This is a genomic window from Curvibacter sp. AEP1-3 (assembly GCF_002163715.1).
Taxonomy (GTDB): domain Bacteria; phylum Pseudomonadota; class Gammaproteobacteria; order Burkholderiales; family Burkholderiaceae_C; genus Allorhodoferax.
On the sequence record NZ_CP015698.1, the window covers coordinates 1,718,366 to 1,741,438 of the forward strand.

21 protein-coding genes and 4 pseudogenes are annotated in these 23,073 nt (G+C 55.1%); 10 read left to right on the forward strand and 15 right to left on the reverse strand.

Annotated features, from left to right (window positions below):
* Positions 1 to 403: 403 nt before the first annotated feature.
* Both AEP_RS08130 and AEP_RS21365 read left to right on the forward strand, forming a co-directional pair.
* Positions 404 to 847, forward strand: a complete 444-nt coding sequence (locus AEP_RS08130; protein WP_087494915.1) for a PH domain-containing protein — start codon at positions 404 to 406, stop codon at positions 845 to 847.
* 113 nt (positions 848 to 960) lie between these two features.
* Complete coding sequence (locus AEP_RS21365) at positions 961 to 1,290, forward strand: J domain-containing protein (RefSeq protein ID WP_087494916.1); 330 nt, start codon at positions 961 to 963, stop codon at positions 1,288 to 1,290.
* A gap of 536 nt (positions 1,291 to 1,826) precedes the next feature.
* Here the strand turns inward: AEP_RS21365 and AEP_RS08140 are convergent.
* The 8 genes and pseudogenes from AEP_RS08140 to AEP_RS08180 all read right to left on the reverse strand — a co-directional run bounded on the left by AEP_RS08140 (position 1,827) and on the right by AEP_RS08180 (position 9,026).
* Positions 1,827 to 2,913, reverse strand: a pseudogene (locus AEP_RS08140) (IS3 family transposase).
* A 55-nt stretch (positions 2,914 to 2,968) separates the two neighbouring features.
* Positions 2,969 to 3,187, reverse strand: a pseudogene (locus AEP_RS08145) (IS3 family transposase); the annotation flags it as partial.
* Positions 3,188 to 3,298: 111 nt separating this feature from the next.
* Entirely contained in the window at positions 3,299 to 3,874 is a 576-nt protein-coding gene (locus AEP_RS08150) for a hypothetical protein (protein ID WP_087497251.1), read from the reverse strand.
* Positions 3,864 to 5,006, reverse strand: a complete 1,143-nt coding sequence (locus AEP_RS08155) for a helix-turn-helix domain-containing protein (RefSeq protein WP_087494917.1) — start codon at positions 5,004 to 5,006, stop codon at positions 3,864 to 3,866. The genes AEP_RS08150 and AEP_RS08155 overlap by 11 nt, the downstream gene beginning before the upstream one ends.
* A 364-nt stretch (positions 5,007 to 5,370) precedes the next feature.
* Positions 5,371 to 5,943 (reverse strand): hypothetical protein, encoded by a 573-nt coding sequence (locus AEP_RS08165; RefSeq protein ID WP_087494919.1) that lies wholly within the window; start codon positions 5,941 to 5,943, stop codon positions 5,371 to 5,373.
* A gap of 171 nt (positions 5,944 to 6,114) precedes the next feature.
* Positions 6,115 to 7,860, reverse strand: coding sequence for a helicase C-terminal domain-containing protein (locus tag AEP_RS08170; protein WP_087494920.1), 1,746 nt, complete (start codon positions 7,858 to 7,860; stop codon positions 6,115 to 6,117).
* 231 nt (positions 7,861 to 8,091) lie between these two features.
* Positions 8,092 to 8,655: a hypothetical protein gene (locus tag AEP_RS08175; protein ID WP_157673085.1), complete on the reverse strand. Its 564-nt coding sequence runs from the start codon at positions 8,653 to 8,655 to the stop codon at positions 8,092 to 8,094.
* Between the two features lie 83 nt (positions 8,656 to 8,738).
* A complete protein-coding gene (locus AEP_RS08180; protein WP_335583064.1) occupies positions 8,739 to 9,026 on the reverse strand; it encodes a helix-turn-helix domain-containing protein in 288 nt (95 codons plus the stop codon).
* Positions 9,027 to 9,093: 67 nt separating this feature from the next.
* Here AEP_RS08180 and AEP_RS08185 point away from each other — a divergent pair, with 67 nt between their 5' ends.
* The 3 genes from AEP_RS08185 to AEP_RS08195 all read left to right on the forward strand — a co-directional run bounded on the left by AEP_RS08185 (position 9,094) and on the right by AEP_RS08195 (position 9,950).
* Positions 9,094 to 9,312 (forward strand): zinc-ribbon domain-containing protein, encoded by a 219-nt coding sequence (locus tag AEP_RS08185; protein WP_157673086.1) that lies wholly within the window; start codon positions 9,094 to 9,096, stop codon positions 9,310 to 9,312.
* 18 nt (positions 9,313 to 9,330) lie between these two features.
* Positions 9,331 to 9,549, forward strand: coding sequence for a hypothetical protein (locus AEP_RS08190; protein ID WP_087494923.1), 219 nt, complete (start codon positions 9,331 to 9,333; stop codon positions 9,547 to 9,549).
* A 65-nt stretch (positions 9,550 to 9,614) separates the two neighbouring features.
* Entirely contained in the window at positions 9,615 to 9,950 is a 336-nt protein-coding gene (locus AEP_RS08195) for a hypothetical protein (RefSeq protein WP_157673087.1), read from the forward strand.
* 57 nt (positions 9,951 to 10,007) lie between these two features.
* On the opposite strand, the gene AEP_RS08200 is transcribed toward AEP_RS08195, so the two are convergent.
* From AEP_RS08200 to AEP_RS08225, 6 genes and pseudogenes are all read right to left on the reverse strand, one after another.
* Entirely contained in the window at positions 10,008 to 10,973 is a 966-nt protein-coding gene (locus AEP_RS08200; RefSeq protein WP_087494925.1) for a hypothetical protein, read from the reverse strand.
* Between the two features lie 251 nt (positions 10,974 to 11,224).
* A complete protein-coding gene (gene tnpC / locus AEP_RS08205) occupies positions 11,225 to 13,075 on the reverse strand; it encodes an IS66 family transposase (RefSeq protein WP_157673088.1) in 1,851 nt (616 codons plus the stop codon).
* Positions 13,076 to 13,083: 8 nt separating this feature from the next.
* A complete protein-coding gene (locus AEP_RS08210) occupies positions 13,084 to 13,383 on the reverse strand; it encodes a helix-turn-helix domain-containing protein (RefSeq protein ID WP_157673089.1) in 300 nt (99 codons plus the stop codon).
* A gap of 112 nt (positions 13,384 to 13,495) precedes the next feature.
* Positions 13,496 to 13,846: an IS66 family insertion sequence element accessory protein TnpB gene (gene tnpB / locus AEP_RS08215; RefSeq protein ID WP_087494928.1), complete on the reverse strand. Its 351-nt coding sequence runs from the start codon at positions 13,844 to 13,846 to the stop codon at positions 13,496 to 13,498.
* Positions 13,843 to 14,247, reverse strand: a complete 405-nt coding sequence (gene tnpA, locus AEP_RS08220; protein ID WP_087494929.1) for an IS66 family insertion sequence element accessory protein TnpA — start codon at positions 14,245 to 14,247, stop codon at positions 13,843 to 13,845. Before tnpA ends, tnpB begins: the two co-directional genes overlap by 4 nt.
* A 45-nt stretch (positions 14,248 to 14,292) precedes the next feature.
* Positions 14,293 to 15,497 (reverse strand): annotated as a pseudogene (locus tag AEP_RS08225) (IS3 family transposase); the annotation flags it as partial.
* A 177-nt stretch (positions 15,498 to 15,674) separates the two neighbouring features.
* On the opposite strand from AEP_RS08225, the pseudogene AEP_RS21370 reads away from it, so the two are divergent.
* A pseudogene (locus tag AEP_RS21370) lies at positions 15,675 to 15,767 on the forward strand (hypothetical protein); the annotation flags it as partial.
* Positions 15,768 to 16,125: 358 nt separating this feature from the next.
* Here the strand turns inward: AEP_RS21370 and AEP_RS08230 are convergent.
* On the reverse strand, positions 16,126 to 17,733 hold the full coding sequence (locus tag AEP_RS08230) for a hypothetical protein (protein WP_157673090.1): 1,608 nt from the start codon (positions 17,731 to 17,733) through the stop codon (positions 16,126 to 16,128).
* 181 nt (positions 17,734 to 17,914) lie between these two features.
* On the opposite strand from AEP_RS08230, the gene AEP_RS08235 reads away from it, so the two are divergent.
* From AEP_RS08235 to AEP_RS08250, 4 genes are all read left to right on the forward strand, one after another.
* Positions 17,915 to 19,465 (forward strand): hypothetical protein, encoded by a 1,551-nt coding sequence (locus tag AEP_RS08235; RefSeq protein ID WP_087494931.1) that lies wholly within the window; start codon positions 17,915 to 17,917, stop codon positions 19,463 to 19,465.
* A gap of 62 nt (positions 19,466 to 19,527) precedes the next feature.
* Positions 19,528 to 21,420, forward strand: coding sequence for a hypothetical protein (locus AEP_RS08240; protein ID WP_087494932.1), 1,893 nt, complete (start codon positions 19,528 to 19,530; stop codon positions 21,418 to 21,420).
* Complete coding sequence (locus AEP_RS08245; RefSeq protein WP_087494933.1) at positions 21,417 to 21,764, forward strand: hypothetical protein; 348 nt, start codon at positions 21,417 to 21,419, stop codon at positions 21,762 to 21,764. Before AEP_RS08240 ends, AEP_RS08245 begins: the two co-directional genes overlap by 4 nt.
* Positions 21,765 to 21,817: 53 nt before the next feature.
* Positions 21,818 to 23,071 (forward strand): hypothetical protein, encoded by a 1,254-nt coding sequence (locus AEP_RS08250; RefSeq protein WP_087494934.1) that lies wholly within the window; start codon positions 21,818 to 21,820, stop codon positions 23,069 to 23,071.
* Positions 23,072 to 23,073: the final 2 nt, after the last annotated feature.

The window sequence follows — 23,073 nt, forward strand, 5'->3', positions numbered from 1 at the left end:
CAATACATCACGTCATAGCTCGAACACGGGGAGACCAATCTCCGCACGCTTGAGTGCTTCGATGATCTGGCTGCCGGAAAAGTTTGACTTCTACATGTAGGAACTCTGCTCTAGAAATTTCTACTTCCACTTCATCATTTTCTCGAGGAGGCTATCAAACGCAACGCTCTATTTTATGAATGCAGTTATGAACATAAAGGTGAGGCTTCCGTACATGCAGGCTGACAGTCGATTGCTTACAGAAGAGGCTACTTGCATCAAATTCTTCTTAAATTGTTTCGCGGTAATCAATTGCTGATGAAGAACAAGAACACTGGGTTGAAAATAAAAAACAGTTAGTTTTTTCTGATATCCAATTATCTCAACTTCTATTTTGACTCTAGTAAAGTAAAAATCTACCCCCATGAGTTACGTGCAGTCCAGTTTAATGAATGGAGAAAAGATAATTTTATTCGGCAGTATTCATCGCGCGGATCTATATTTTAGCTTCACGATTTCCACCATCGGACTCTCGTTTTCCTTATTGGGCTTCATTTATTTGTGGCCGATCTTCATTTCTGGAGTTTTTCTTGTTTGCCAGAGTTGGGCAAAGATTAGCTCCACCGAGGTAGCAGTAACAAACAAAAGGATTATTATTAAAGTTGGTCACATTCTCAGGAATACAGTTGAACTCCCATTAAACAAAGTTGAATCGATTAGTGCATCTCAAAACAAACCGGGGGAAATTCTAGGTTTTGGAACGATTTACATTAAATCTATAGGACCTTCTACTACAGTAATTCCCAAAGTTTGCGATCCATTCCGTTTCCAAGAGATCGCCTCCAGTGCTGTTAAAGCACATAAATAGCTTCAGCTATCCGAAGCGCGATTTCATGAACGCAAGTTTGCCTAACCAAATATTTGACACTTTTTATCTAAGAACAGTGGTCTTTTCAGTTTTTTTGCATACTTGTTTATTCTATGCATTCATTGTACGAAATACTTGAAGTTAGCCCCAATGCTAGCGGAGATGTTATCCGCGCAGCCTATCGATGTTTAGCTCAAAAACATCACCCAGACAAACTTGAGCAGGCTGCAGTTAGGGATCGTGACAAAAAAATGTCAGACTTAAATTTTGCGTATTCTGTACTTTCAGACCCTGCAAAAAGGAGTAAATATGATATTCAGATCGGCTTAAACATTGGTGCGCATGATCGGCGCAGGGGCGAAGGTTCAATCCGAAATAATGGGATATCTAGTCGTGACAACAAACCATCCGTACGTCCGTTTGGTTTCCGGCCTTTCGTTTGATCATTATTTTTTTACAAATTAATAAACATTAACGCAAAGCAAGATATTTGAGTATCTAGCCACGCACTATAAATTCACATCACCAGCGTATTTTTTTGGGAGGAAATTTTGCCAGGTTTCTTTATTAGCGCGCTCTCAATAGTTTGCATCCTTTCATTTCTGCTGTTTGGTACCGAAATTCTTCCTGCCGTGATTTACGGAATTATTTGCGGTAACTCACTTTATCTTTTTAGAGTCATCTATGGATTCCTCTTAAGGAAATAATTGTCACCTAACTCCTACTTTAATATAACTATGTCGACCAGAACCGAGTTTGAATTGTTAGCCAAGCAGCTGTTTGAGCTTAGGGATGAATTAGTTCAATTGTCTTGCTCTCTTCACGATTTAAGCTTCGAATTAGCTCAGTCAGAAAATGGCGAAAAAATTACAAGGATTAACGAAATTTATGATCAATTAAGCTTATTGCTTTCCCAACGAAATGTCAGAGATTTAGGCCATTGAGCGACGTCTCCCCGGTTTCATCAGCATTGGGCTTCCTAGTCCGAGATTAATTTAGTTATTTTCTGAATCATTGCTTCTACATAGGCGGCTGGATTCAATCCGCCCAGCGACCTCTTTGGTCTTTCTTCGTTGCGCTCCCCGCGCCAAGCTTCAACGACAACTCGGGCATGCTGCAAACTGGTGAACCAATGTTCATTCAGACATTCATCCCGGAATCGCCCGTTGAATGATTCGATGTAGGCGTTCTGGTTTTGTTTGCCGGGTTCGATCAGAAACAACTGAACACCCCGCGCATGGACCGAGGTCAACATGACCCGAACGCAGAAATCCTTCCCGTTATGAGTTCTGATTGCTTTGGGCAGCCCTTGCGTGTGGGCCAACTGATCCAGCGTGTGCACCAGTTGATTTCCACCCAGAGCACGCTCCGGCGCGTTGGCCACAGCCTCATGGGTGGCGTCATCCACCACCGTGAGGTTCTTGATGCTACGTCCCTCGCGGTGCGGTCAAACACGAAGTCCATGGATCACACCTGATTGGCTACGGGTCGGCCGCTCAAGAGGATGCCGGTCTGAAAGGCAATCTTCTTGCGCCTGAGCATCTTCACCTGCAGGCCTGCTTCGGCGTACAGGCGATCCCCACGCTTGTGTTTGACCAATTTACCAACTTGGCGCGGCTTCAGATAAATCATGCCAGCGTCATAGCAGCGAAGCCGCCGAGCCAGGGCAATGATCTTTTCTTTGAGCGCACAGTTGCGATACTAGGCTGGCTCATGGCAGTAGGCACTGGCGCTCACACCGACGACGCGTAGCGAACGGCGCTCACTCAAACCGTGGTTAATCAAGTGGCGCACCAGTTTGCGTCGGGCCGGTGCGCTCACCACTTTTTGTTAAGTCTACTTTCGTTACCTCGTTCTCGGGCATGGCTTCGGCTAGCTAGCGCTTGAGTCGCTCTTGCTCCGTTTCCAGTTCTTTCTGGCGATTGGCGTCTGACACGTGTGCCGCCAAACTTGCTACGTCTAAGGTCAAAGCAGGCCGCTGAGAACCTGTGCCTGCGGCACAGCTCGGCTACCGCCAGGCCCGCTTGGGCTTCCCTCAGGATGCCAATGATCAGCTGTTCGGTAATATGGCTGCCGCTTGAATAATGGGCCAATGGGGGTGCGGCGTAAAACTTGGACTGGTTAACCGCAAATTCCAAGGCTTTGACGGTACTCGACGGGAATCAGTGAACCCAAGGATATCTTCATCATCTTCTCGTTGTACCAGCGGATGTAAGAGTCGACGGTCTGGATGAATTGATCCACTGTTGTGTTGTGCCAGTTGCGCGGATAGAACAACTCCGTCTTCAAGCGACCAAAGAATCCCTCACAGGCCGCATTGTCAGGTGAGCAACCTTTGCGCTACATCGATCGTAAGCGCCAATTTCTCCCCCTTCTTGCGCAGTGTGGAGGTAACTGGTCACTCAGCTGCAGTGTCCGACCCTAGTCAAGTTTCATTCATTGAGTTGCGCGTCACGGCATCGAATTGAGCCTGCATTGCAACGCCATTTCGTAGGCTTTCTCGAAATGCGGAGCGAGCGGGCGCTCCATCGACTGGTGCTGTGCAATGACGGTCGCCTTGTCCGAGTCGCCAAGGCGGCCTTTGAATATCAGCCAAGAAAACAGGTGAGAAGTGGTTTGCGCGAGGGCATGGCCTGAATCTTCAGCCAGCTTGCGCGCCTTCATGTCGTCGGTGATGACGGCTTGGCCAATCTTCATGGCGAAGGCGATGGAGGACAGCTCACCCTTGCCCAGCTTTTTTCGGCTTTCAAGCAGCTTGATGGCCTGCAGGTCGCCGATGTCGCATGAGTGGGCGGCGAAGCCGCCTCGGGCCTGCTCTTGGGTCAGCCGTCGCATCAGCTCGGTCTCTGTTGGAGACGAGGCCCTTCGCGGCTTGGTCAGGCATTCGTAACGCACGAAGCTGGTGACGCAGAACTCGCAATGCGCCTCTTTGGCGGCGGAGTGCAGCCGAGCAGACGACAGCACGTTCCATACCGAACAGGTGTCCGCGACATTGATCAGATGGAATTTCGATGGATCAATGGCCATGTAGTGTCCGGCCATAGAGGTTCGCAAGTTCGGCGAGCTCGCCGTGGCTGCATAGCAGGGCTTCGGCCAAACGACCGATGCTGATCACACCAGAGCTGAAACCCTCGAAGCACAGGTCGACGTAGAAGTCCGAGAGGCCAAGCTCTAGGAGGTGAGCTTTGCGCTGGCGCTGCGTGGTGTTGAGACTGGCGGGCAGTTCGGGATCGATCTTGGCTTCGCGCGGCACACGCAATCTGCGTATGCGGTCGTAGTTGGCTTGGTCGATGAGCTTGGCCTCTTTGAGAGCGATGGCAAGCGCGACGCAGCTCACTCGCAAATCGTTGGCCCATCGCTGAGCATCCGCGTCGCTCCACTGGTTTGGCGGCGGCAGCTTCTTCAAAAAGGCGGGCGGCATCAAAAAACACGATGCGAAGCGATTGGCGCGAAGCTCCAAATAGTCAGACCCGCTGGAGCCATCGAAACTAACGCTGGCGCCCTGCGCAGAGTCGAAGATGGCGTGGGCCATTTCGTGAGCAGCGCTGAATCGCTGGCGGTAAATGTCTTCGCTATGGTTGACCAAGGCGCACTTTCCGGCAACCGGATGCATGATGAAGAGGCCGGAAATGTTCGAGTTGCCTAACTTGCGGCGGAAGACATGGACGCCGACGCTGCGAAATTCCGCGTAGACATCGCGTGGTACCACGCGGTCATCATGTCCCAGAGCGGCGCGCAGTCGCGCGGCGGCGGCCTCGCCGTGGCCTTTAAAGAAGTCGCCGCTTGGCGAAAAGGAAAAGTCCTTGGGTGGACGCCCCAGTTCCCTCATCAAGAAGTCTTCGGTCTCACACAGATATAGGAAGTCTTGGATGGACCGGCGATCTTCCTTCGTGAAGTCGTTGCCATGGGCCCGGTAGAGCGTCTCGGTTTGCTCGAACGGCGCCACCTGTTCGTTTGAGATGAAGAACTTGAAGTCGCAGCGATAGTGGTCGGCCAGGATCAGCACTTCATCGCCTGTCGGTTCGACCTGTCCCGCTTCGATGGCCGTTAGACGCGCGGCGTCAATGCCGGTCGCGGACGCGACCGCAATGATGGACTCTTTGAGCTGTCCTCGGTATTTGGCGAGTTTTGAGCCTAGGGTTTTCAGGTCGATGGCCATGGCTCTCCATCATAGGTGGACTAGCGCTGGTGTCCGCCTCAGCGGCCACTTGCTTGCCAAAGTTGACCGGCAGCAACCAGCCTGAAGCCGCCAAACGCAGTCAAAGTCAAGTCAGCCGCCAGTTGCGGACCTTGGCGAATGACTGGCTTTCTAGCTCGCATAAATGGATAGCTCGTGCTGCGGCAGCATCGCAATGCCGTGGTGATCGCATATGAAACCTTGGTCCGCTCTGCCACCCTCGACGAACCGCAATCGGGCGATCGTTTGGAGTCCAGGAACAGCGACTCGGGCATGAGGTCATCAAGCGCCGCCAGACCCTGGCTGCGGAGCTTCTTGAAGATACCTTTCGCACGAGACATACAGATCAGGTCGGTGCCACGGTGTAACGGGCAACAATGTGTGACGCATCAAGTCCAAAGTGCACCAGCGCTTCCGCAAACTTTGGGGCTGGCGCGAAGGTGGTATCGCCAAAGAGGATTGCTTTGACGAATCCGTCTACCGCCACCTTCAGCTTTTGCAGCGACACGATGTCCATGACTCGCATGTTCCCGGCCGGCGATGCAGCTGGACCGAATTTACTTGATGGATGAATTAGGATGAGATCGGTGACCAGGTTACCCTCATACCGAGTCTTGAACCAAGACTCGGATCCCAAGAGCTGGTTGCAAAAGTCCTTGGATATAGGCTTAGCCGGATCGTCGAGCCCGCTCTTGCATTCGATCACTGCAAACCGGATGCTGCTCAGCGCCCAGAGGTTGTCAGGACCACCGTCCTTATAGCTCTTGTCGGGGCGCTGCGAACCGAACCCCAGGAAGTGGCCCAGGTCCTGCATCGCTGCCTCGAATTTGTCGGTCTTATCCGGGTCCCAGGAAAGGTCAGCGAGCAGCGCCTTGGCCCACAAGACAAGCGCGTTGGGATCGATAAAACGTCCCCTCACGAAATCTTCTGACGATTCCCCCTGGCCACGGGTCGCTGTCGGGATACGTTTGTACGTGACACCCTGGAGGGGCCTCAGGATTCGAGGGTTGTCGGCGATACCGGCCAGCAGTAGTTTCTGCGCTTCGACAGGGCTGTCGTGATGCGTGAGCTCGGCAAGTTGCTGCTTGAGCTATCCGCGGACGATTGGATCATTCTCAGCATGAGCAGCTGGTTGCAGCGCAGCGGCTGCGGTTGACCATTGGCCCAGTGAAGCCTGGTCAAAGGCCTTGCGTGCAAGAGGAATCGAAATATCAACATGACTCAAAGCCCCCTCAGGTGCCTTTGCGACGTACTGGCGGCCCATCAGCCACCACTTCGGGTCTTTACTGATGCAGAGCTCAAGGATGGGCAGCAGGTCGTTGATTGGCTTGCCTTTGAGCTGCTTGGTTACGGCCTTGCCGAGGTCGATTTGCGCGAGCGTGGCAGCAGTAAACATGCGCCGAGCCTCGGGCATGTTAATGCGCTGAGTCAATCGAGCGCCGAGTAGCAGCACCGCACAGCGGTCCTCGCCAGAGCGTACGCCGCGGCCCATGCCTTGCTCGATGCGTTGGATTTGCCTAAGCAACAGCAACTCCGTGCCGTCGAGAACTAAGGCTTCATTTCGCTCGACTAGGTCATGCACCTCGGGGATGCCATCGACGATGAGCAGCCGGCAGGCATTTTCCGGGAGATCTACGCCATCGTACCGATTGACCAGCACGGTCAACCCCATGTGCTTGTTTTTGAGCGCGACTACACCCTCGGCGATCGAGTCCTTGCTCAACGTCTGGTTCGCTACGCTACGCCAGAAGGTGGCTCGCGTGAACGACGGTACCAAGACTACAACGTTATGGTGGGCCGAGATAGCCTTTGCCAACGTCTTGACGTCTTCCTCGGTAATCTCAGGGTTGAACTCCTGGGGCGCGACGATCATGCGGTCACCAATCTCGCCAGCACCTTTAGGCTTGATCGGATCCGCGATCGCCTCCGGGTTTGCGTCGAGGTGGGTGATTAGGATGCCATCGTCGGCTAACGTTGCGGTCATATAGATCCGTCGCTTTGCGCGATCGAAAGCAGGGATCTGAGCGATGGGAAGGCAGCGCGGCTTGATCTGAAGTGCGTTAGCTCCGAATACGCATGTGCACAACGGGATTACGCCCTTGAGCAGCGGCCAGCTAAACTTCAACTCATCCGAATCTCGGTGTGCATCAAGGATCTCCAATACCTGTTGGCATTTATCCTGCCATGCCCAGAATGGCACTGCGATCAAAGTCTGAGGGTCGTTTCGATCAAGCTCTATCCAGCCAACTGCGGAGTACTGCTTCAGGTCGTCTTCGAATAGCTTGAGCAATGCTTTGTGGGCGGCATGCCCAGTGGGAAGGTCGATGCTGAACTGGTCGGCCACAGCATCGAGACAAGCATGCGCATCGTCGATGACGACGCTGCCCAGCGGGACACGGACGTTTCCAGCGCCGACACCGAACTGCGACTTCCCGTTGACCAGTTTGTCGATATTGGCGACCAGAATTGCCTGGCCGGACAGGAAACCAACATGATTGAGGTCGTTAGTGGCAGGGATGCCGAGGTCTTGCGCTTCCTTGAGTACCTGGGTCACCAAGTAGTTGTCCGGCGTGACGTAAATGGCCGGCCCGACCTTCTCGTTTAGACAGCTCTGAAGCGCCAGCAAGCCCACCAGCATCTTGCCGGAGCCGGTGTTCATTTTGATCGTGTTGTCACGCCGTGCACGCTTCTCGAACCACTTGTCCAAGACCTCGCCCTGGTTGGCGGAAGGAAACATGAACCGTGGGTGTCGTGCCAACGTCGTGAAAATCTGCCGGGGCTCAATGATCTCTGCCGCGCCGCTAATTGCGCCACTCAGCGCATCGAAATCCAGCATCTCTCTCTCCCTAGTGCGGGTTATCGCCCATAATTTTCTCAAATATAACCGCACTAGGGGCCGACGGAGAACTTGGACTGGTTAAGCAATTATCCTCAGGCACGCGTGAAGCTCTGCAGGATTGCGATTTTCAAGATTTTTACTGAAGCATTGGGTAAACGAGTGAAGCGGCGCATGCCCATCTTTGGGCCAAGAACAAAGGCCAGCCGCTCACGACCCATCCTAATACGGTCAAGTTTTAAGTGATGATGAGACACGGCCCAACTCAATCGCGACCGAAACAACCGATGCGTCGGCCACATCTTTGCCCAGCAAGGCATGACAAATGGCACGGGCAGTCCTCACGCGCTCATACACATCAATGGCCGCGTCTTGTTCCGACTTTGGTGCATTGGCCCGTTGCAATGCCGCCAAACGCGTGTCGAACTCATCTGTCAAGTCATTGACGACTGCATCACTTGCTTCTCCGTCTGCGGCATGTAAGGGGGCGCCATGAAAAATTTCTCCATCCCATTCAAATTGGGTAATGGTTTGTTTCGCGCAATGGAGGATAGCTAACGCGCCCTGATCGGCATGCGTCAAACCATCAGCTAACTCGAAATTGCAAGTACACGAGTTGCTATCGTAAAAGACGCTGGTCACCAAATCTTCGTATCCCATCTGCGCGACCATGGTCGCAAAGTTGAGCATCTCAACCAGCTCGCCCGCCTTGTCATGTCGAGTTGACAGACTGATACCAAGTGCAACAGCCGTGCCGGGTGACACCTGTCGCGATTTTTCGTCAAGATAGTTCACTCCACCCTCCCTGAATTAAAGAAGTCATTCTGGCGCAACGATTCAGCTTAACCCAACTGCATTCGCCAAAAATTGTTCAGGCACTACCGCTTAACCCTACCTCGGGATATCGGTTTCGCCGACTTCACTTTAGGCGGCACGCTTTTCGCGGGGCTGAACAACTCTTCAATTTCAACCTCCAGCGCACCTGCAAGTGTGTGCAGCATGGTCAAAGTGGGATTGGCCAACCCTGCCTCGATCCGGCTCAAATAAGTCCGGAACATGCCCGTGCGGTCAGCCAAGTCTTCTTGCGTCAAGGACTTTTCATAACGCAGCTCTTTAATCCTTAAGCCAAAGGACTTTTGCGGGGGCAGTTGGCGTTGTGACACCACCAAAGTGTCGATTTGGTATATTCATTCGTACACACACCAATTCGTACATTTACCGAAGGGAGCGAGAGTGAACGAGGAAATCAAATCTGCATCAGGCCCGCTAGCGCAGTTCTGCAGTGCATGCGGCAACAAACTGCAGGACGGTATGAAGTTTTGTGGCGGGTGCGGCCTTGCGTTGGACACCGGAGGATTCGGTAACGCCTCCCATGGGGATCAATCGGCAGAAGCATCTGACCTGCATATCGGCGACCAGAACCTGACCATTGCCCAGGGCTGGGGCTACTAATTTGGCGGTCTGGCTGTCATGGCACTCATCGTATGGCTGCTGGGATCCATGTTTCTGATTGGCTATCTCGCGATCGGTGTTTTCATGTCCCGATACGTAATGAAGCATCTGGTTGAGTGGCACCCAAACTACAACACTCTGGATAACGTGTTCAGCGCAAAAATCTGGATGGTGCTGGCGTGGCCTTTGCGCATGCTCGTATTGCTCTTCAAGCTGAGCGCAAATCAAGTACTTTGACTCACATGCCGCAAACAAATATGCACAAATCTCAGCCCACTCGTCGCAATGGCTCGGCCCCTTTTTTGACCACCGCACTCCTTTGTGGCGTAGTCGGCCTGCTGACCGGTTGCGGCGGGTCGAAACCTACTGCTGAAGAGATCGCAAAGGCCATACGACCGAAATTTCCTTCGGATTATGTGCTGACCGTTGTATCAGTCGAAGTGACAAACGTGAATTGTGCGACGAAGGTTGACGGCTATCTTTGTGATTACGAGGTGCTGCTCAAAGGCAATAGGCGTCTAATGAAACAAGGCAAGTTCTATGAAGACCCCGTGGAGCAGCGATTCCCTAAAAAGTCATATCTTGTGAAGGGCGATCAGGGTTGGATCGACCAACCCATCATGCCCTCCATGTTGTGACTCATATCGAATGGAGACGTATTGCCAACCTGAATCAAACGAAGAGGTGTGTAAGCGTCAGCTACGAGTTCGCAGCAAACGCAATCCGTCAGTGACTTGGTGAGTCAACCCTGCCTTTTGCATGTTGGCGATGCAGTCCGGCAATGAACCCCACTGCTGCCCGCCGTGACGCAAAAAAAGCGATACCGGCCGGTCAATGAAGTGAACCACGACATGGGCCACATCGGGTCGCCCTTCATGCAACTCCAATCCTGGATCAATTTCCGTGATAAAGGATAGGTCTGCTCTTCTGGTACCGTGCACCAGGATGTCAAGCTGCGGCGAAGCAGTTGCATCCAGAGCGGGCAAGTGTTGGATAGCTCCCATCAATCCACCGACGGCAAGGTCTTCCCGCTTCAATCGCGCCAGGCCTTTGGCCAGCCGGCTGGCACTTCGGGGAGCGCCCGAACGGTCAATGAAATAGACGCTGGAGAGCTGGTTGCTGCGCTGAATCCAATGCTGCCAGTCGTTTTGACCAAAGGACCGTAACCGCAGGGTCTTCTCTTCCGGATCCTTGTCTATGCAGTGACCATAGGTCTTGAGCACCTTGTAGATAGTCGGTAAGCTGGCCTGGGTTTGCTCGGCGATGGTGCTGATGCTCACGCTAGGTAGAGAGTCGAGATACCGTTGGAGCAAATAGGCAACCACGGCTTCCTGGCTGGCGGTGCTGGGTTTCCTGACATGGTCACTTGCTGCGCCAGCAGCATCCCTTGAAAGCACCAACTCGCGCTCTGCTGGCAATCGGGTGTCGTGCAGCTTGATGCGTTTGCCAATTTTCGGCAGCGCGATCTGTTTGAACTGTTCAAACTCCGTGACCACCCGCTTTTTGGCCAGTGTGCAGTTGTGCAGGTAGATATGGGCCTCGGTAACGGCGGGGCGCTCCTGCAACGCGTACGCAGCCTCCAGCAACAGGGTGCGCAGGTCGCGGGTGTTTTTGAGGTCGTGCGAGTGCAACTGGATGGGGATATCCGATTGATTGGGCATTTCGTTGCAGTCGGTAGCCTGTATTACCTAGCGAGTAGAAATGCTGGATTTTAGGTGCGCAAGTAATTTAATGCGCGCCTTATTTAATCGCAAAATTGCCAACCGAATCAGAGTACGCGGGCAAAAAAGCTGGTGCTCCCGAAAGGTGGCAAATCAAGGGCGCCACGTCCGCGCCGAACGAAAGCATGGGCGTGCCGCTTTTAATGTCACTGGGGGCCTAAGCGGTACTGAATTGATTCCAGTGACACGTATTAGGCGACCAACTTGACTGCGGCAGCTTCGTCTTCAAATTCTTGCTTCAGAGCCCAGGGCAGAAGCGCCTCCAAGTCGGTTTGCGACTTGGCGTATGGCATGCGCTCGATGACGGCCTTGAAGTACCGATAGGGGTCAACCTGATTTGCTATGCAGGTCTGCACAAGACTGTATAGGACTGCATTGGCTTCCATGCCATCGACACTTTCTGCAAATAGCCAAGCCTTCCTGCCCATGACAACGCGTTTTATGTCGCGCTCGGCAATGTTGTTGTCAATTGAACATCCCGGGTCGTCGAGGTATTTCTTCATTGCAGGCCACTGATCCAAGGCGTAGCGAACGGCGTTGCCGAGTGCGGTTTTGGGAAGTACCGTATTGCGATGTTCTTTGAGCCAAGCCTCAATCCGAGCGACGAGGGGGCGACTGTCACGATTCCGAAGTGCCAAAAGCGCCTCATCCGTAAGCCCCTTGCCGGAACGTTCAACAGCATAGAGCTCGCCAATCAGTTCAATAATTTCCGCCGCAACCGAATCAGAACGTGCAGGCGATGGGACAAGCTTCAGTGCGTCAACAAACTTTCGTCGAATGTGTGCCATACAGGCAATTCGAACAGCCTCGCTGACGGAGTTGTATCCTGCGTAACCGTCGGCCTGCAGCTTTCCGCTGTACATAGATCCATCGTCTTGAGTCAGGAAGTTCAATGCGTGAATACCGGCCCGTGTTTGCTGGTACTCAAACACGACCATTTGCTGTTCCGCCTTGGCGCCACTGCGGAACAACCAAAGATAGGACTGTTGCTCCGGGCGACGCCCTGGCTCTTTCAGCACTTGAACCGTAGTTTCATCGGCATGGATCAATGGCTGCGACAGCAGCTTTTCCCGCAAGAGGATGTGCAACGATGTGAGGCGATCCCCCAACGTGATCATGAGGTTTGCGAGGGTGGTTCGGTTGAGCGGCACGCCGCTCGCTGCGGCCATATCGACCTGACGATAAAGCGGGATTCCGAATTGGTATTTGGCTGTCGCGACATCGGCCACAAATTCAGGTGACCCGTACGAACTGCCCGCAAACATTCGGAGTGGCATCGGCGCACTGGTAAATCGATTGCAGCAGCGGCAGTGGTAATTTGCCTGCGCGTGCCGACGCACCACGTGCCGCTTGGGGATCGTGTACATTTCCTCTGCGACAGTTGGGGAAAGTTCAATTAGCTCGCCATTGCAGGCTTGGCATTTGCGTTCGTGCGGTTGGAGTTCGTGACGGACATCTTCCCGTGGCAGGTGAGCAGCGAGTGGTTTTCGCCCCCCACCCGAAGCGGCGAGGCGCAGTTTCTTCTTTGGCTCCGCGTCGTCGCTGATGACCGGTGGCGAGTCAGCTTCAGCGCCGGGGCTTGATACCTGCAGTTTCTGCTCGCTACTCGTGCCGAACTGACGTTCCTGAGCCAACTTGAGTTGCTCGGCCAGTCGGGCACATTCTGCCTCGGCTTGTTCGCGCGCTCGTTTCTCACCCGCAATCTGTTTTGCCAGTACCTCGATGGAGGTAAAGATGATTGACCCGACGTCGCCAGCCTTGCGCAAGACGATTCGCTTCATCGAGCAGTATGTATGCAGGTCAAGTATGGCCTCATCCGGACCTCGGCCTGCCGACAATTCGACCACAGGCTCTGGATCTAGGATTGGAAAAATCTTTCCATCAACAACGTCGAAGATGGGCCCACCAAGTCCACTCGCTGTGTCAGTCCAGCCGTCAAGTTCTACTGGGTCTGCCGGGCCGAATAATTCTGCGCCCTCTGCAAATGTCCGCTGTATGAAGCGCGTCGCGAATTCCGGCTCCACTTGGGCGATTCGGGCCACCCGAGCGCTTACATAAGGACTTGCAGCCCCTTGCGCTTGATCAGGCTGAGGAGCGTTGCTGTAGCTCCCGTTGGAGTGCGTAGGCTTTGTTCCCATTGGGTTACCGAAGCGGTGCTGGTACCAAGGTAGAGCGCCAATACAGCCTGGCTAACCCCATTCGATTCGCGAATTGCACGCACATCGCCGGCCGAGACAGACTCTCGGTCAGGGACAGCAACTCTCGTTCGACGTAGGGCACGAACATCTGTTTTTCCTTTGGACACGGTACGCGCACTCTGCTTGGTGTCCTTATTGCGAATACTTTTCATGTTGCTCACCTCCATGGGTTCCGTTGGGCGAGCCACCTCTTGCTGCAAACTATATGGCATTGACAGATAGTTTGCAAGAAGGGTCGGCTCATAAAAATTCGTCCTGCAATGGTTAAGCGACTACAGATGCCCTCACCGGCTTGTGGGCTTGGCGCTGCTCAATGTGCAAGCCGTCAAGGAGCCACGCCAGTTGGCGGCGCGTAAGAAGTACGGATTCGGTTCCCGTGGTGGGCCACCGGAAGCAGCCCTTCTCCAAACGCTTGTACAACAGCCAAAAGCCATTGATGTCCCAATACAGTAGTTTGATTCGGTCACGCCGGCGACCACAAAACACGAAGATTGCGGGCGAGAGTGGATCGAATTCCATCTCGTACTTCACAATGGCTGACAACCCATCGATTGACTTGCGCATGTCTGTGAAGCCGGCGGCCAACCAGACGCGATCTGCAACGAAGTCGATCATTGCGTAACTCCCGCAACGGCTTTCAGCACATTGGCAAGGTGCTTAGGATCAACGCCGAAAGGAACGTCCACAACCCATTGCCTGTCGTCTAGTCGGATTCGGATATCACGAATACAACCAATCCTGGTGTCCACCACCTCTGGCTGCGCCAAGCGCACTGGAACCAGAGACATTGGTTTTTCGATGGTTGGTGGCACCGGAACTTTCCCAGTTAACGGGGCAGCTAGCAGGAGTTTCCAGCGGCTGAAAGTCTTAATGTTCAGCCCTGCACTGACGCAGTACTGGCTCTGTGTTTGCCCTGATTTACGCCATTTCCTGAGATGACGTTCCCAGTAATCTTTGCCGAGTCGAGTTAGTGTTGCCATTTCTTTACCCAGAGTTGTGGAGGCTCTTAGCTTCATGGGCTACCTCAATCGCGTCTAGTACGTGTAGAAATGGGCGCTTACCATCGATCGGATGAGTTTGGCCTTTCGGACCTTTTGCAACCAACCCGACCAACGGTAGTCAGCACCACGATCAGAATGAATGACGGGTTTCATTGCACCGGTGGCAACCGACTCAATGGCAGCGTCCAGCATCGTATTCACCAAGTCGGAGTCCGGACGCGTTTCGATAGTCCAACTCACCACCAGGCCATCAAAGCAGTCAATCATCGGAGAGAGATACACCTTCCCCGATGGGATCTGGAATTCTGTGATGTCTGTCGGCCATTTCTCATTCGGGGGATCTGCCTCGAAGTCCCGATTGATCAGGTTCTCCGGCGCTGGACTGATTTCTCCGAGATATGACCCATACCGTCGCCGCTTGTTGGCTGCAACTACCAAGCGTTCCTGCTTCATCAAGTGCTGCACGACCTTCTCCGAGAGGTGCACATGCCGCCTGCCAAGTGCAGCCCGCATTCGCCTGTAGCCGTAGCAACGATGATTGCTTTGGAATACGTCGGCAATAGCTATGCGGGCGTCTGCATACTTGTCCGACTCTTTGAGTCGGGCGCAGTGATAGAAATAAGTGCTGCGGGCCAAATCCAGCTCGGCCAGCAATTCCGCCAGCGTGTAGGTGTCCTTCATGGCGTCAACCAGCAAGGTCTTCTCCCTGTTGCTCAGGAAGTGCGGGGTGACGCCCAGGCCTTTTTTCAGGAGTTCATTGGCCTTATTCAAGATGTCGTGCTCAAGTTGCAGACGCCGGATATCGCGCTGTAGAGTGGCGACCTGCTCACTGCAACGGACTTTGCAACCTCAGTTGCACTGGTTTGCCTGGTACAAGAATCCAGGACTGCAGTAGCCTTGTGGGCTGGAGTGTGTGACACGTTAGCCGCTTTGGTCACAAACTTGCGCCGCCGTTCCGGGTGTAACTCGTTGATTCAATCGGTCAAAGCTTCCCGACTCGGATATCCCATGGCCCTTCTGGTGAAGGCTATGCATTGACCATGATCCATGAAGTGCTCCACTGCAACTTGCTTCTGCTGCTTTGAATACTTCTGCCAAAGGCGCACATAACCGGATCTCAGATCCTGACTCTGGATGTAATCCAGATACCAGCCCTACAGAGCGTTCTTGGTGGGATAGCCTAGTTGCCGGATGGTCGCGTTGAGGCGCTGGCCAAGCTTGATGTACAGCTTTACTGCACGAATTCGCTCTTCGTGTGGATACATGAACTACCTCCAGGTAGTCCAAGTTTTACGCCGCACCCCCATGTGCGGAAATTACGAGTGGCATTGACAGGTAAATCGCTTCTTCACGTCCAATCTTCTCCTACACGGGATTGGACTCCAAGCTCAGGCACCACTCAAATACGGGGGGACGTCGTCAGAAAATGAAAACTCACGCAGGAAGAGGCAGCTAGACTCTGTCAAATCACGCAACCGCGCATGAGCGATCTTATTCAGGGGAAATTTCAAAAATCTCTCTGGATGCTTTGGTAGATATCGCAGCAAGCGCAGGACTATATATTTCTGTGGATGTGCAAGTATCTGCGGAAGAGAAAGCATTCGCTTAGTTGTTGGGTAACAGGTTACTCACTCCAGAAAATAGCACACTATCTAGTCGAGTCGCTGAACTAAAGTATTGAATGAAAAAGCCTCCAATTTGGGCTAGCGGCTCACCTATAGTGCAAAAAACTAATTTACCCTCTCTTTGATCGGGTAGGGTATTTATTTACCACATCACGAAGTTATCATCGCGTACCGCATGCAAGGGCTACATAAACGCGTGGGGCGGCTAAAGCCAGTGATGGAGTAGGAATCTATGAATTGGACGTGAGGTAACTGAATCCTGAATAGCTCAGGTTACCAAACCTTTGTCCACACCCCACACGTGCAAAGCATCTCTGAACATCTGCTTTCCGTTCTTTGAATGCAGCGCAGTACGAACGGTCGTCAAGAGCCTGTCTGGTGCCTGTGGCGGCAACCCAGGGGAGCTGGGCGTCAGCTTTGTTGGCACAAAATGCAGCACTATCTCATCGAACAGTGGGTGTGCTTTGACATAGCCGTAGGCTTCATCGGTCAACCGTCGAATCGTGTTTTCAGAAATCCCAACCAGTTCGGCAAAGTCGTCAACAGTAAGTGCGTAATGATCTGATTGACGCACGGCGACATTTAAAGGTTCCAATTTTTTTGCCGACAGCAATGCCCTGTCGAGCCACCCTTCTGGGAGTCGCCCTTCCTTCCCATCCACTTCAAGTACATAACGAATCGCCAGCCACTGCTGCCACACCTTCTTGTGTCGTTCAGTCAAAACAATGCGATCAGGCCCAACGGGCTTGTTGTCCATTTCAACAATCACCTGACTAACCAAACCAAGCAAGCTCTTCACACGCAAAAACGTATCAGAAGCCCCCAACGGAACATGGGCTTCCACCTCCAGAGTTACCTCGGCCGGGTCTTCTACATTTTGCCCGCGCGCCTCGGGCGTATCTGCCATTCGGCCCAGAGAGACTCCGGGGAGCTCTTGTAGCGCCTGCTTCTTCAACGCATCCAGCAGCAAGCTCACTGCCGTCGGCATTGACGACCACAGTTGCAGTTCTGCGGTCCTGCCTCGGTCCTGTTCTTCCACTACATCATTGGCAAACACCCGCCGGATGCGGTAGCTAAAGGGTTCCAAAAACCGGATCACCCAAGCCCTGGGCGTCTGATCTCTGTCGAGTCCTTTATCCTTCTCCCGCCTTAGCTCCAATTGATCGTCATGGAACCGTTCAACCGCCATCAGCATTAGCAGGCAACATGCATCGCAATCCTGTGCCTCATCATTCAGAAGTGCTCCCTGTGGCACTTCGCCGCCGCAAAGCTTCAGTAGTTCTCTTTCCAGTGCATCAAAATAGTCCCGCACCACATCTCGGTCGCCTTTGTCTTGCCCGTTCCAGAATTTAGCCAAATCCGCCGTCACTGGGGATGCCAGCTTTCGAACCTTCCATTCCATGGGGTACCAGTCCTCGGCAAGCCAAGTGGCCTCGCCGGCGGCAAGCCGCGTGAGCATCTCTTGTGCCCATACTTCCCTGTCACCTTGGTTTTTGATGTGCCTGCCTGCAAGCTTGATCAACAGATTCCGAAGTTCAGCGTAATGGGCTCTCTCCTTCGCTAGGTCTAGAGGGTCGACCCAATACGCCTGCGAGGCGGTCAATTGCACGTCGGCGTCCTTCCCGTAGGAGCGCAGTAAGGCGCGCAACTCGGCCTCTCGCTTCTGGGGGGCGACTTTCTTCAACGCCGCACTGATCTTTTTTTCCCGCTCTTGTTGGGCGGATTCCTTGGGTGATGGGCTGGCTTGCATAACCTCTCCAAAAAACGGTTGAACTTTGCGCCGAATTGGTGGCTGGCGTCGTAAAAGACTTATCCCTACTCCAAACCAAAGATGCCCCATGCCTGAAGCCACCTTCCAGCCGATCCACTCCATCATACGAAGCGCCTTTTGGCAAGCGACCCTACTATGTGCGATTTTTGCCTTCTTTGACAATCTCGCCGCCCCTTTGGGAAGCGAACCGTCACTGCACGGCCTGGGGGGACGCTATCCGGCGCTCCCGCCAGAGATTGACGGTGCTTTGTCATGGCAATGGCTACGGCACTACGGCACCTATCTTATGAACAGCCACTTGTCTGGCGCGTCGCTGCTGAACAGCTTGTCCGTTCTCGCCGCAATGCACGCCTGTTGGGCTATCGCACTCATTGCCGCATTGGGGTACGTAAGCTTACTGTTGCTGCGCATAGGCACCACTCCAGCACTTGCATTGGCAATCTGGTTACCGGGGGCATTTCTCCTTGGTGCTGGCCCCCTAGCGCTGGCATCCATCGCTGGCGTCGTTGCGCTGGCCGCCGTGTTGCACGCGGCGATGCCGGGCTCTCCTTCTGGCCAACTGCAGCCGCCCCCGTTGCAGACGCTGGTTTGGCCTGGGTGGATTCTCCTCGTCGGCATTCAATGGCTCACGCTGGTGGACTTTGCCGGGCGCGGGCCCATCGTCCCAGGTGGCATGAGCAGCATGCCTGCTGAGTATGGAGCGCGCTACTACGGGCTGTGGCAATTGCACGCCATGCTGTATGCCAGCATAGTGATGTGTGCGGTCTCTGCCTGCCGCGATGCGCTGCTGCAACTTTGGATACGCGTATGCACGCGCTTGGAGGCCAGCGCTCACGGCTGGTGCGGGTGGCTTCGCCTGCTTGCGCTGGCAGGCTCCCTGGCGCTGCTTTTGGGGTGGATAGGCTTTTACAAGCGTCAGCAATACTTGGGCATCAGCGGCTTGCACGGCCTGGGCAAACCGCAACTCAGCGGGGAGTTGCTCAAGTTGATGGCCTGCTGCACTCTGTCGTGGTTTGCCTATCGCATTGGCGAATGGCCCACCAGCCCAGGGCGCGTGTGGCTTGCGGCCAAGGGTGTGATATGCGTCCTGATAGTCAGCGCAGGGGGGCTGATTTTGTCCGACGACAAAGGCCCCATGCTTGTGCTCGCGCTGGCGGTGCCCTTGCTGTTCGGCATCCCTTTGCTGGGCCGCACACGCTCGGTTTTGAGCAAAGCCGTCCTTTGCGTCGTGCTTGCCGTGGCCTGCGTTGCTGTGTGGAACCTCATCCTGATGGAGGTGATTCCCCTGTTTAGCCGCATGGGGCTGTTGCGTGCGCAAATGGCAGAGAACCCCTACAACGCCTATAGCCCCACGCTGGCGCTGGCCATGTGGCTTATGGACGCCGTGCCATCACGGCCCTGGGGCCTGGGTGGCTTTGGGCTGGGGCAAGTGCCCTACTGTGGCGCAAGACCATTGTTTGCACTGGCCGAGTGTTCTCTGGGCACCGGTGCGCCCATTGTGATGCCCTCTGACCTCGGCTACGCCTTGTTGTATGCCAGTTTTGGTGCCACCGGGGCCCTGCTCATAGCCGCCTGCCTGGTGGGCTGGAGCGGCAGCGTATTGGCCGCTTCATTACCAGCAGCCAGCACCACGCCCGCTGCCAAGCCGGTGGCGCTGCTCGGTGCATGGATGGTTGCCGTTCCCGTACTGGTATGCATTGCGCAGGTGCTGGTATCTGCCGGCGCCCTCATGGGTTGGTCTTCGCTCACGGGCGTTACTTTCCCCATGGGGTACGGGGGGATAGCGCTTATGGGCACGGCAATGTGGGTGGGACTGGCCCTGGGGCGCGCAGGCTAAGGCAGGTTTGCGCCTAAACCGCCGCCAGCGCCGTAAAGCCAATACCACCACAGGAGAAAAACATGAAGACCTCGCCGCAAAAGCCGCTTTCAACGCATCTGCCCCACATGGTCTGGCTGGCCTGGGTGCTGGGAGCCATCACCATTGCCCTGCTTGCGATGCTCAGCATCCAGTTTCAAAGCCGCGCCATTCCTGACCGCTATGTCCAAGCCAAGGACAAAGTCAACACGTCCCAACAAGCCAAGCCCCCCGAGAAACGCTTCAACCGCTTTCGTTTAGCCGGTTGCATTGCTCTGCAAGGTAATGACGAGTGCACCAGTGGGTTGGAAACCCTGTTGCCCCATGCAAACACCGTGCAGGCGGCCCTGCAAGGCTTTGTTCGCCCCACGCAAGAGAATAGCCCCAACACAAGAGTGTTTGACCTGAATGGAGCGCTCATTGCGCCCATCAAGCAGGGGCGCAACGTCACCCTCACGCTCGATCCCACCTGGGCAACGCGTGCCCAAACCACAGTGGATTGCTACACCGGCATGCGCTCCGCCTGCGTGGCCTGCCCGTGGTGCGTCAGTGTGGCAAACGACGCCATGTACGAGGGCGCACCTGTGCGCTCCATGGGGCTACTTGTGGTGAACGCGCATACGGGTGGCATCACAGCTGCAGCCAGCGCCTACACCCCGTGCTACGCCCAGCTGTATGGCAGATCCGAACTGGGTGCCGACTGCCCGGATCTGCCCGATGCCCCCATCCACACTCCTGACATGCTTGGCAGCCGGGTATTCGATCAACAAGCCAGGCCCGGCAGCATTACCAAGCTCATCATCTACCTCGGCTTGTTGCGCGTGGGCTTGCGCAGCGCCGAAATGGCGCAACTCCCAACCATTCTGGCCCGCTCCCAAACCCTGCCCCTCATTGACATCATCTTTTGCGAATCCGCGCAGTTCAATGCCACCTGCGCCGCGCAGCGAGTCAACTCGATTGCTCAGGTGGCGGCTCAAGTCGGTTGGAACGGCATGTACCAGGACAGTCTTGACCTAGGCCAAAGCGCAGACCTCAACGTTCCGCGATTTGGTGCACGCTTTATGCACCTAGCCAACGGCAAGCCCATGACCGTGTGGCCTCATGAATTATCTGAACAAGAGCTTGCCGCCTGTTCTAGTCGGCAGTGGAAATCCTGTAAAGGAATGCGGCTTGGGCAGCTGGTGAGCGAGTTTTTTGGAACCGGCGATGCCTTGGCAAGTCCCCTGGGCGTGGCCAACCTGATGCTTGCCTTGCACACCAGCGCCACTGATCGCCCCGCGCTGCAAGCGCATCTGATTGCGGCAGCCCAAGCGCCCACGCCCCGCGCAGAAGACGCCAACGTTCCTATCGCCCTGTCCGACACGCCCCATCCCCGCCAACTGCTCAATGATCTAGTCGGAGGCATCGCGTCGTTTGGCACCGCCCACTCGGCCTGCACACGGGCAGCCCGGGCCATGCCTGGCGGCCATCTTCCCTGCACAGGCAAAGCGCGCAGCGAAGCCACTTTGGAGGTGTTTGGCAAAACTGGGACCACGGTGTTCAGTGCAGATGTGGACAAAAGCCACTCCACCCCGCTGCCGCAATGGAGCGCAGCGTGCCGTGAAGACGCGCAGAAGCTGGCAAACATGAACAAGGAGACCGACCGCCTTCACCACGTCGTCAAGAACCGCGTAGATAAATGCGCCATGCCGCCGAACAAGCTCTATGTCGCCCTGGTACGGCAACCACAAAGCGGCCAAGCCTTCGTCATCGTCACTTTTGCCGAGCGCAACTGGAACCGCAACACTCAGCTTATTGAAGGGCATAACGAATCGACCGCCAACATTGCGACCGAGGCAGCCCTATCGCTGGTCAACCGCATGTTCTTCCCGGCAACTTCGGGCACGAAACCAGCCGGTACTTCAAACGCTTCACTTGTTGCAGGAGCCCAGCCATGAGCAAACCCATACTTACAAAACAGCTACCGGTCCTGTGTAGCCGGGCCCGAAGCTGGGACGCACTGTTTGCATTCGTGAACGACGGCGTGGTTGATGCACTGCATCACACTGCCGCTTTGCGCGGTGCCCGGCCCCATGCCAGCCTGCTCATCAGCCGGGCCTACCTACCCACCCATTTGCTCACCCCACATGAGTTGGACAACAGGGTTCGAGCCCTTTGCGCTGCACTCACGCCCTTTGGCATGAGCGGCAGCATTGACCAGGTCCCTGCGGGCAACCTAGAACCGCCGTACCACACCCTGCTCATCAGCTTTCAAGAAGCATTGAGCCGTTTTTCGCGCTAGAGCCGTAACAACAAGTACCGCACTGTCGCGGTGAACTTCACGGAGTACCAATCATGCAAGCACAATTCTTCACCCACCCCAGCGCACCCGCTTTTGCCCCCAGCGCCAAAGACGCCGGTATCCTGAGTGCTTTGCGCACCTGGCTGCGCGGCGATCCTTTGGCTGGCGAGCGCCAAAGCGAGCCTGCTGGCGTCATCTACCAGTCACCTCCCGAATTGCCTCAAGTGCAAGAGCCGCAAGAGTTTCGCATCGCCTTGCCTGAACGTGGAAACACGCCCATGCGAGCATTTGGCAACGTGCTCACGAGCTCCATTACCGAAGTGGTGGCCAACACGGCCGACCTACAAGAATGGGCACCTGATGAAATGTATGGTCTGCGCGTGGTCTACATCGACCTAACCGGCGCCCCCGACCGCATGGTGCACTACCTCAACAGCCTGCAACCCCAAACGCTGGCCCATGCGGTCAAAAACATCATCGCAGCCGCACCGGGGGCCAGTGGCACCATCGACATGGGCGACTACTTCGGCTGCACCATCGTGGCAGACATCCACACCGTCAACGGCCACCCGGTGGAGCGGCTGGCCAGCTTTGGTGGTACCAACTTCAAAGTGCGCTTTGCTTTTGACGGCCACCCCGTAACCCGCCCCAAAGCGCCACCACTGCCCGTAACCACGGTGGCGCAGGAGGCACCCCAGCAGAGCGGCGAGCCAAACCTGGTAGGCAACACCCCCCCCCCAGCGGGCCCTGTCCCTGCCGACCGTTACTTTGCGGATTCCGAGACAAGCTCCCCGGAGTGCAACTCTGGCGTAGACGAGGTCAGCAACACCCCCATCTCCAAAGCCCGCGCGCAAGGCTATATGGACGTGAGCGATACCCCTTTGTCAAGCATTGTCGGCAACAAGCCTGCCGCCGTTGCTCAAATGCGCCTGCGCAGCCGCAACGGGGAGGTGCTGGTGCCCTTGCTGGCAGACAACTTTCCCTACACCATCGGTCGCCACCCCAGCATGCGTGGCTACGCCGTCAAAGGCGAGCAAGACACCACGCCCGCCCATGTGCTGGCCGACGCGGAGCCCCAAAACTTCGTCAACTTCACCTCGCGCGACCACCTCGTTTTGGAGAGTTACAACAGCACCACCCAGGCGTTCTGCGTCATCAACAAGGGGCGCAACGGCACCTTCTTTCGGCGCAGTGCCATGCCGAGCCACTTCTTGCTGCCGCAAGACAAAATGGCCCAGGGCGAGTGGCTCAAGCTGGGCGGCACAGACGGTGATGCTATTCTTGAACTTCGCATGGAAGCCGCATGAAT

Coding starts and splice junctions, on each gene's coding strand:
- AEP_RS21365 (WP_087494916.1), top strand. CDS start 961: ATGCATTCATTGTACGAAATACTTGAAGTTAGCCCCAATGCTAGCGGA.
- AEP_RS08155 (WP_087494917.1), bottom strand. CDS start 5,006: ATGGCCATCGACCTGAAAACCCTAGGCTCAAAACTCGCCAAATACCGA.
- AEP_RS08250 (WP_087494934.1), top strand. CDS start 21,818: ATGCAAGCACAATTCTTCACCCACCCCAGCGCACCCGCTTTTGCCCCC.
- AEP_RS08170 (WP_087494920.1), bottom strand. CDS start 7,860: ATGCTGGATTTCGATGCGCTGAGTGGCGCAATTAGCGGCGCGGCAGAG.
- AEP_RS08200 (WP_087494925.1), bottom strand. CDS start 10,973: ATGCCCAATCAATCGGATATCCCCATCCAGTTGCACTCGCACGACCTC.
- AEP_RS08235 (WP_087494931.1), top strand. CDS start 17,915: ATGAACAGCCACTTGTCTGGCGCGTCGCTGCTGAACAGCTTGTCCGTT.
- AEP_RS08130 (WP_087494915.1), top strand. CDS start 404: ATGAGTTACGTGCAGTCCAGTTTAATGAATGGAGAAAAGATAATTTTA.
- tnpA (WP_087494929.1), bottom strand. CDS start 14,247: ATGAAGCTAAGAGCCTCCACAACTCTGGGTAAAGAAATGGCAACACTA.
- AEP_RS08150 (WP_087497251.1), bottom strand. CDS start 3,874: ATGGCCATTGATCCATCGAAATTCCATCTGATCAATGTCGCGGACACC.
- AEP_RS08230 (WP_157673090.1), bottom strand. CDS start 17,733: ATGATGGAGTGGATCGGCTGGAAGGTGGCTTCAGGCATGGGGCATCTT.
- AEP_RS08190 (WP_087494923.1), top strand. CDS start 9,331: ATGGCACTCATCGTATGGCTGCTGGGATCCATGTTTCTGATTGGCTAT.
- AEP_RS08240 (WP_087494932.1), top strand. CDS start 19,528: ATGAAGACCTCGCCGCAAAAGCCGCTTTCAACGCATCTGCCCCACATG.
- AEP_RS08210 (WP_157673089.1), bottom strand. CDS start 13,383: ATGAAAAGTATTCGCAATAAGGACACCAAGCAGAGTGCGCGTACCGTG.
- tnpB (WP_087494928.1), bottom strand. CDS start 13,846: ATGATCGACTTCGTTGCAGATCGCGTCTGGTTGGCCGCCGGCTTCACA.
- AEP_RS08245 (WP_087494933.1), top strand. CDS start 21,417: ATGAGCAAACCCATACTTACAAAACAGCTACCGGTCCTGTGTAGCCGG.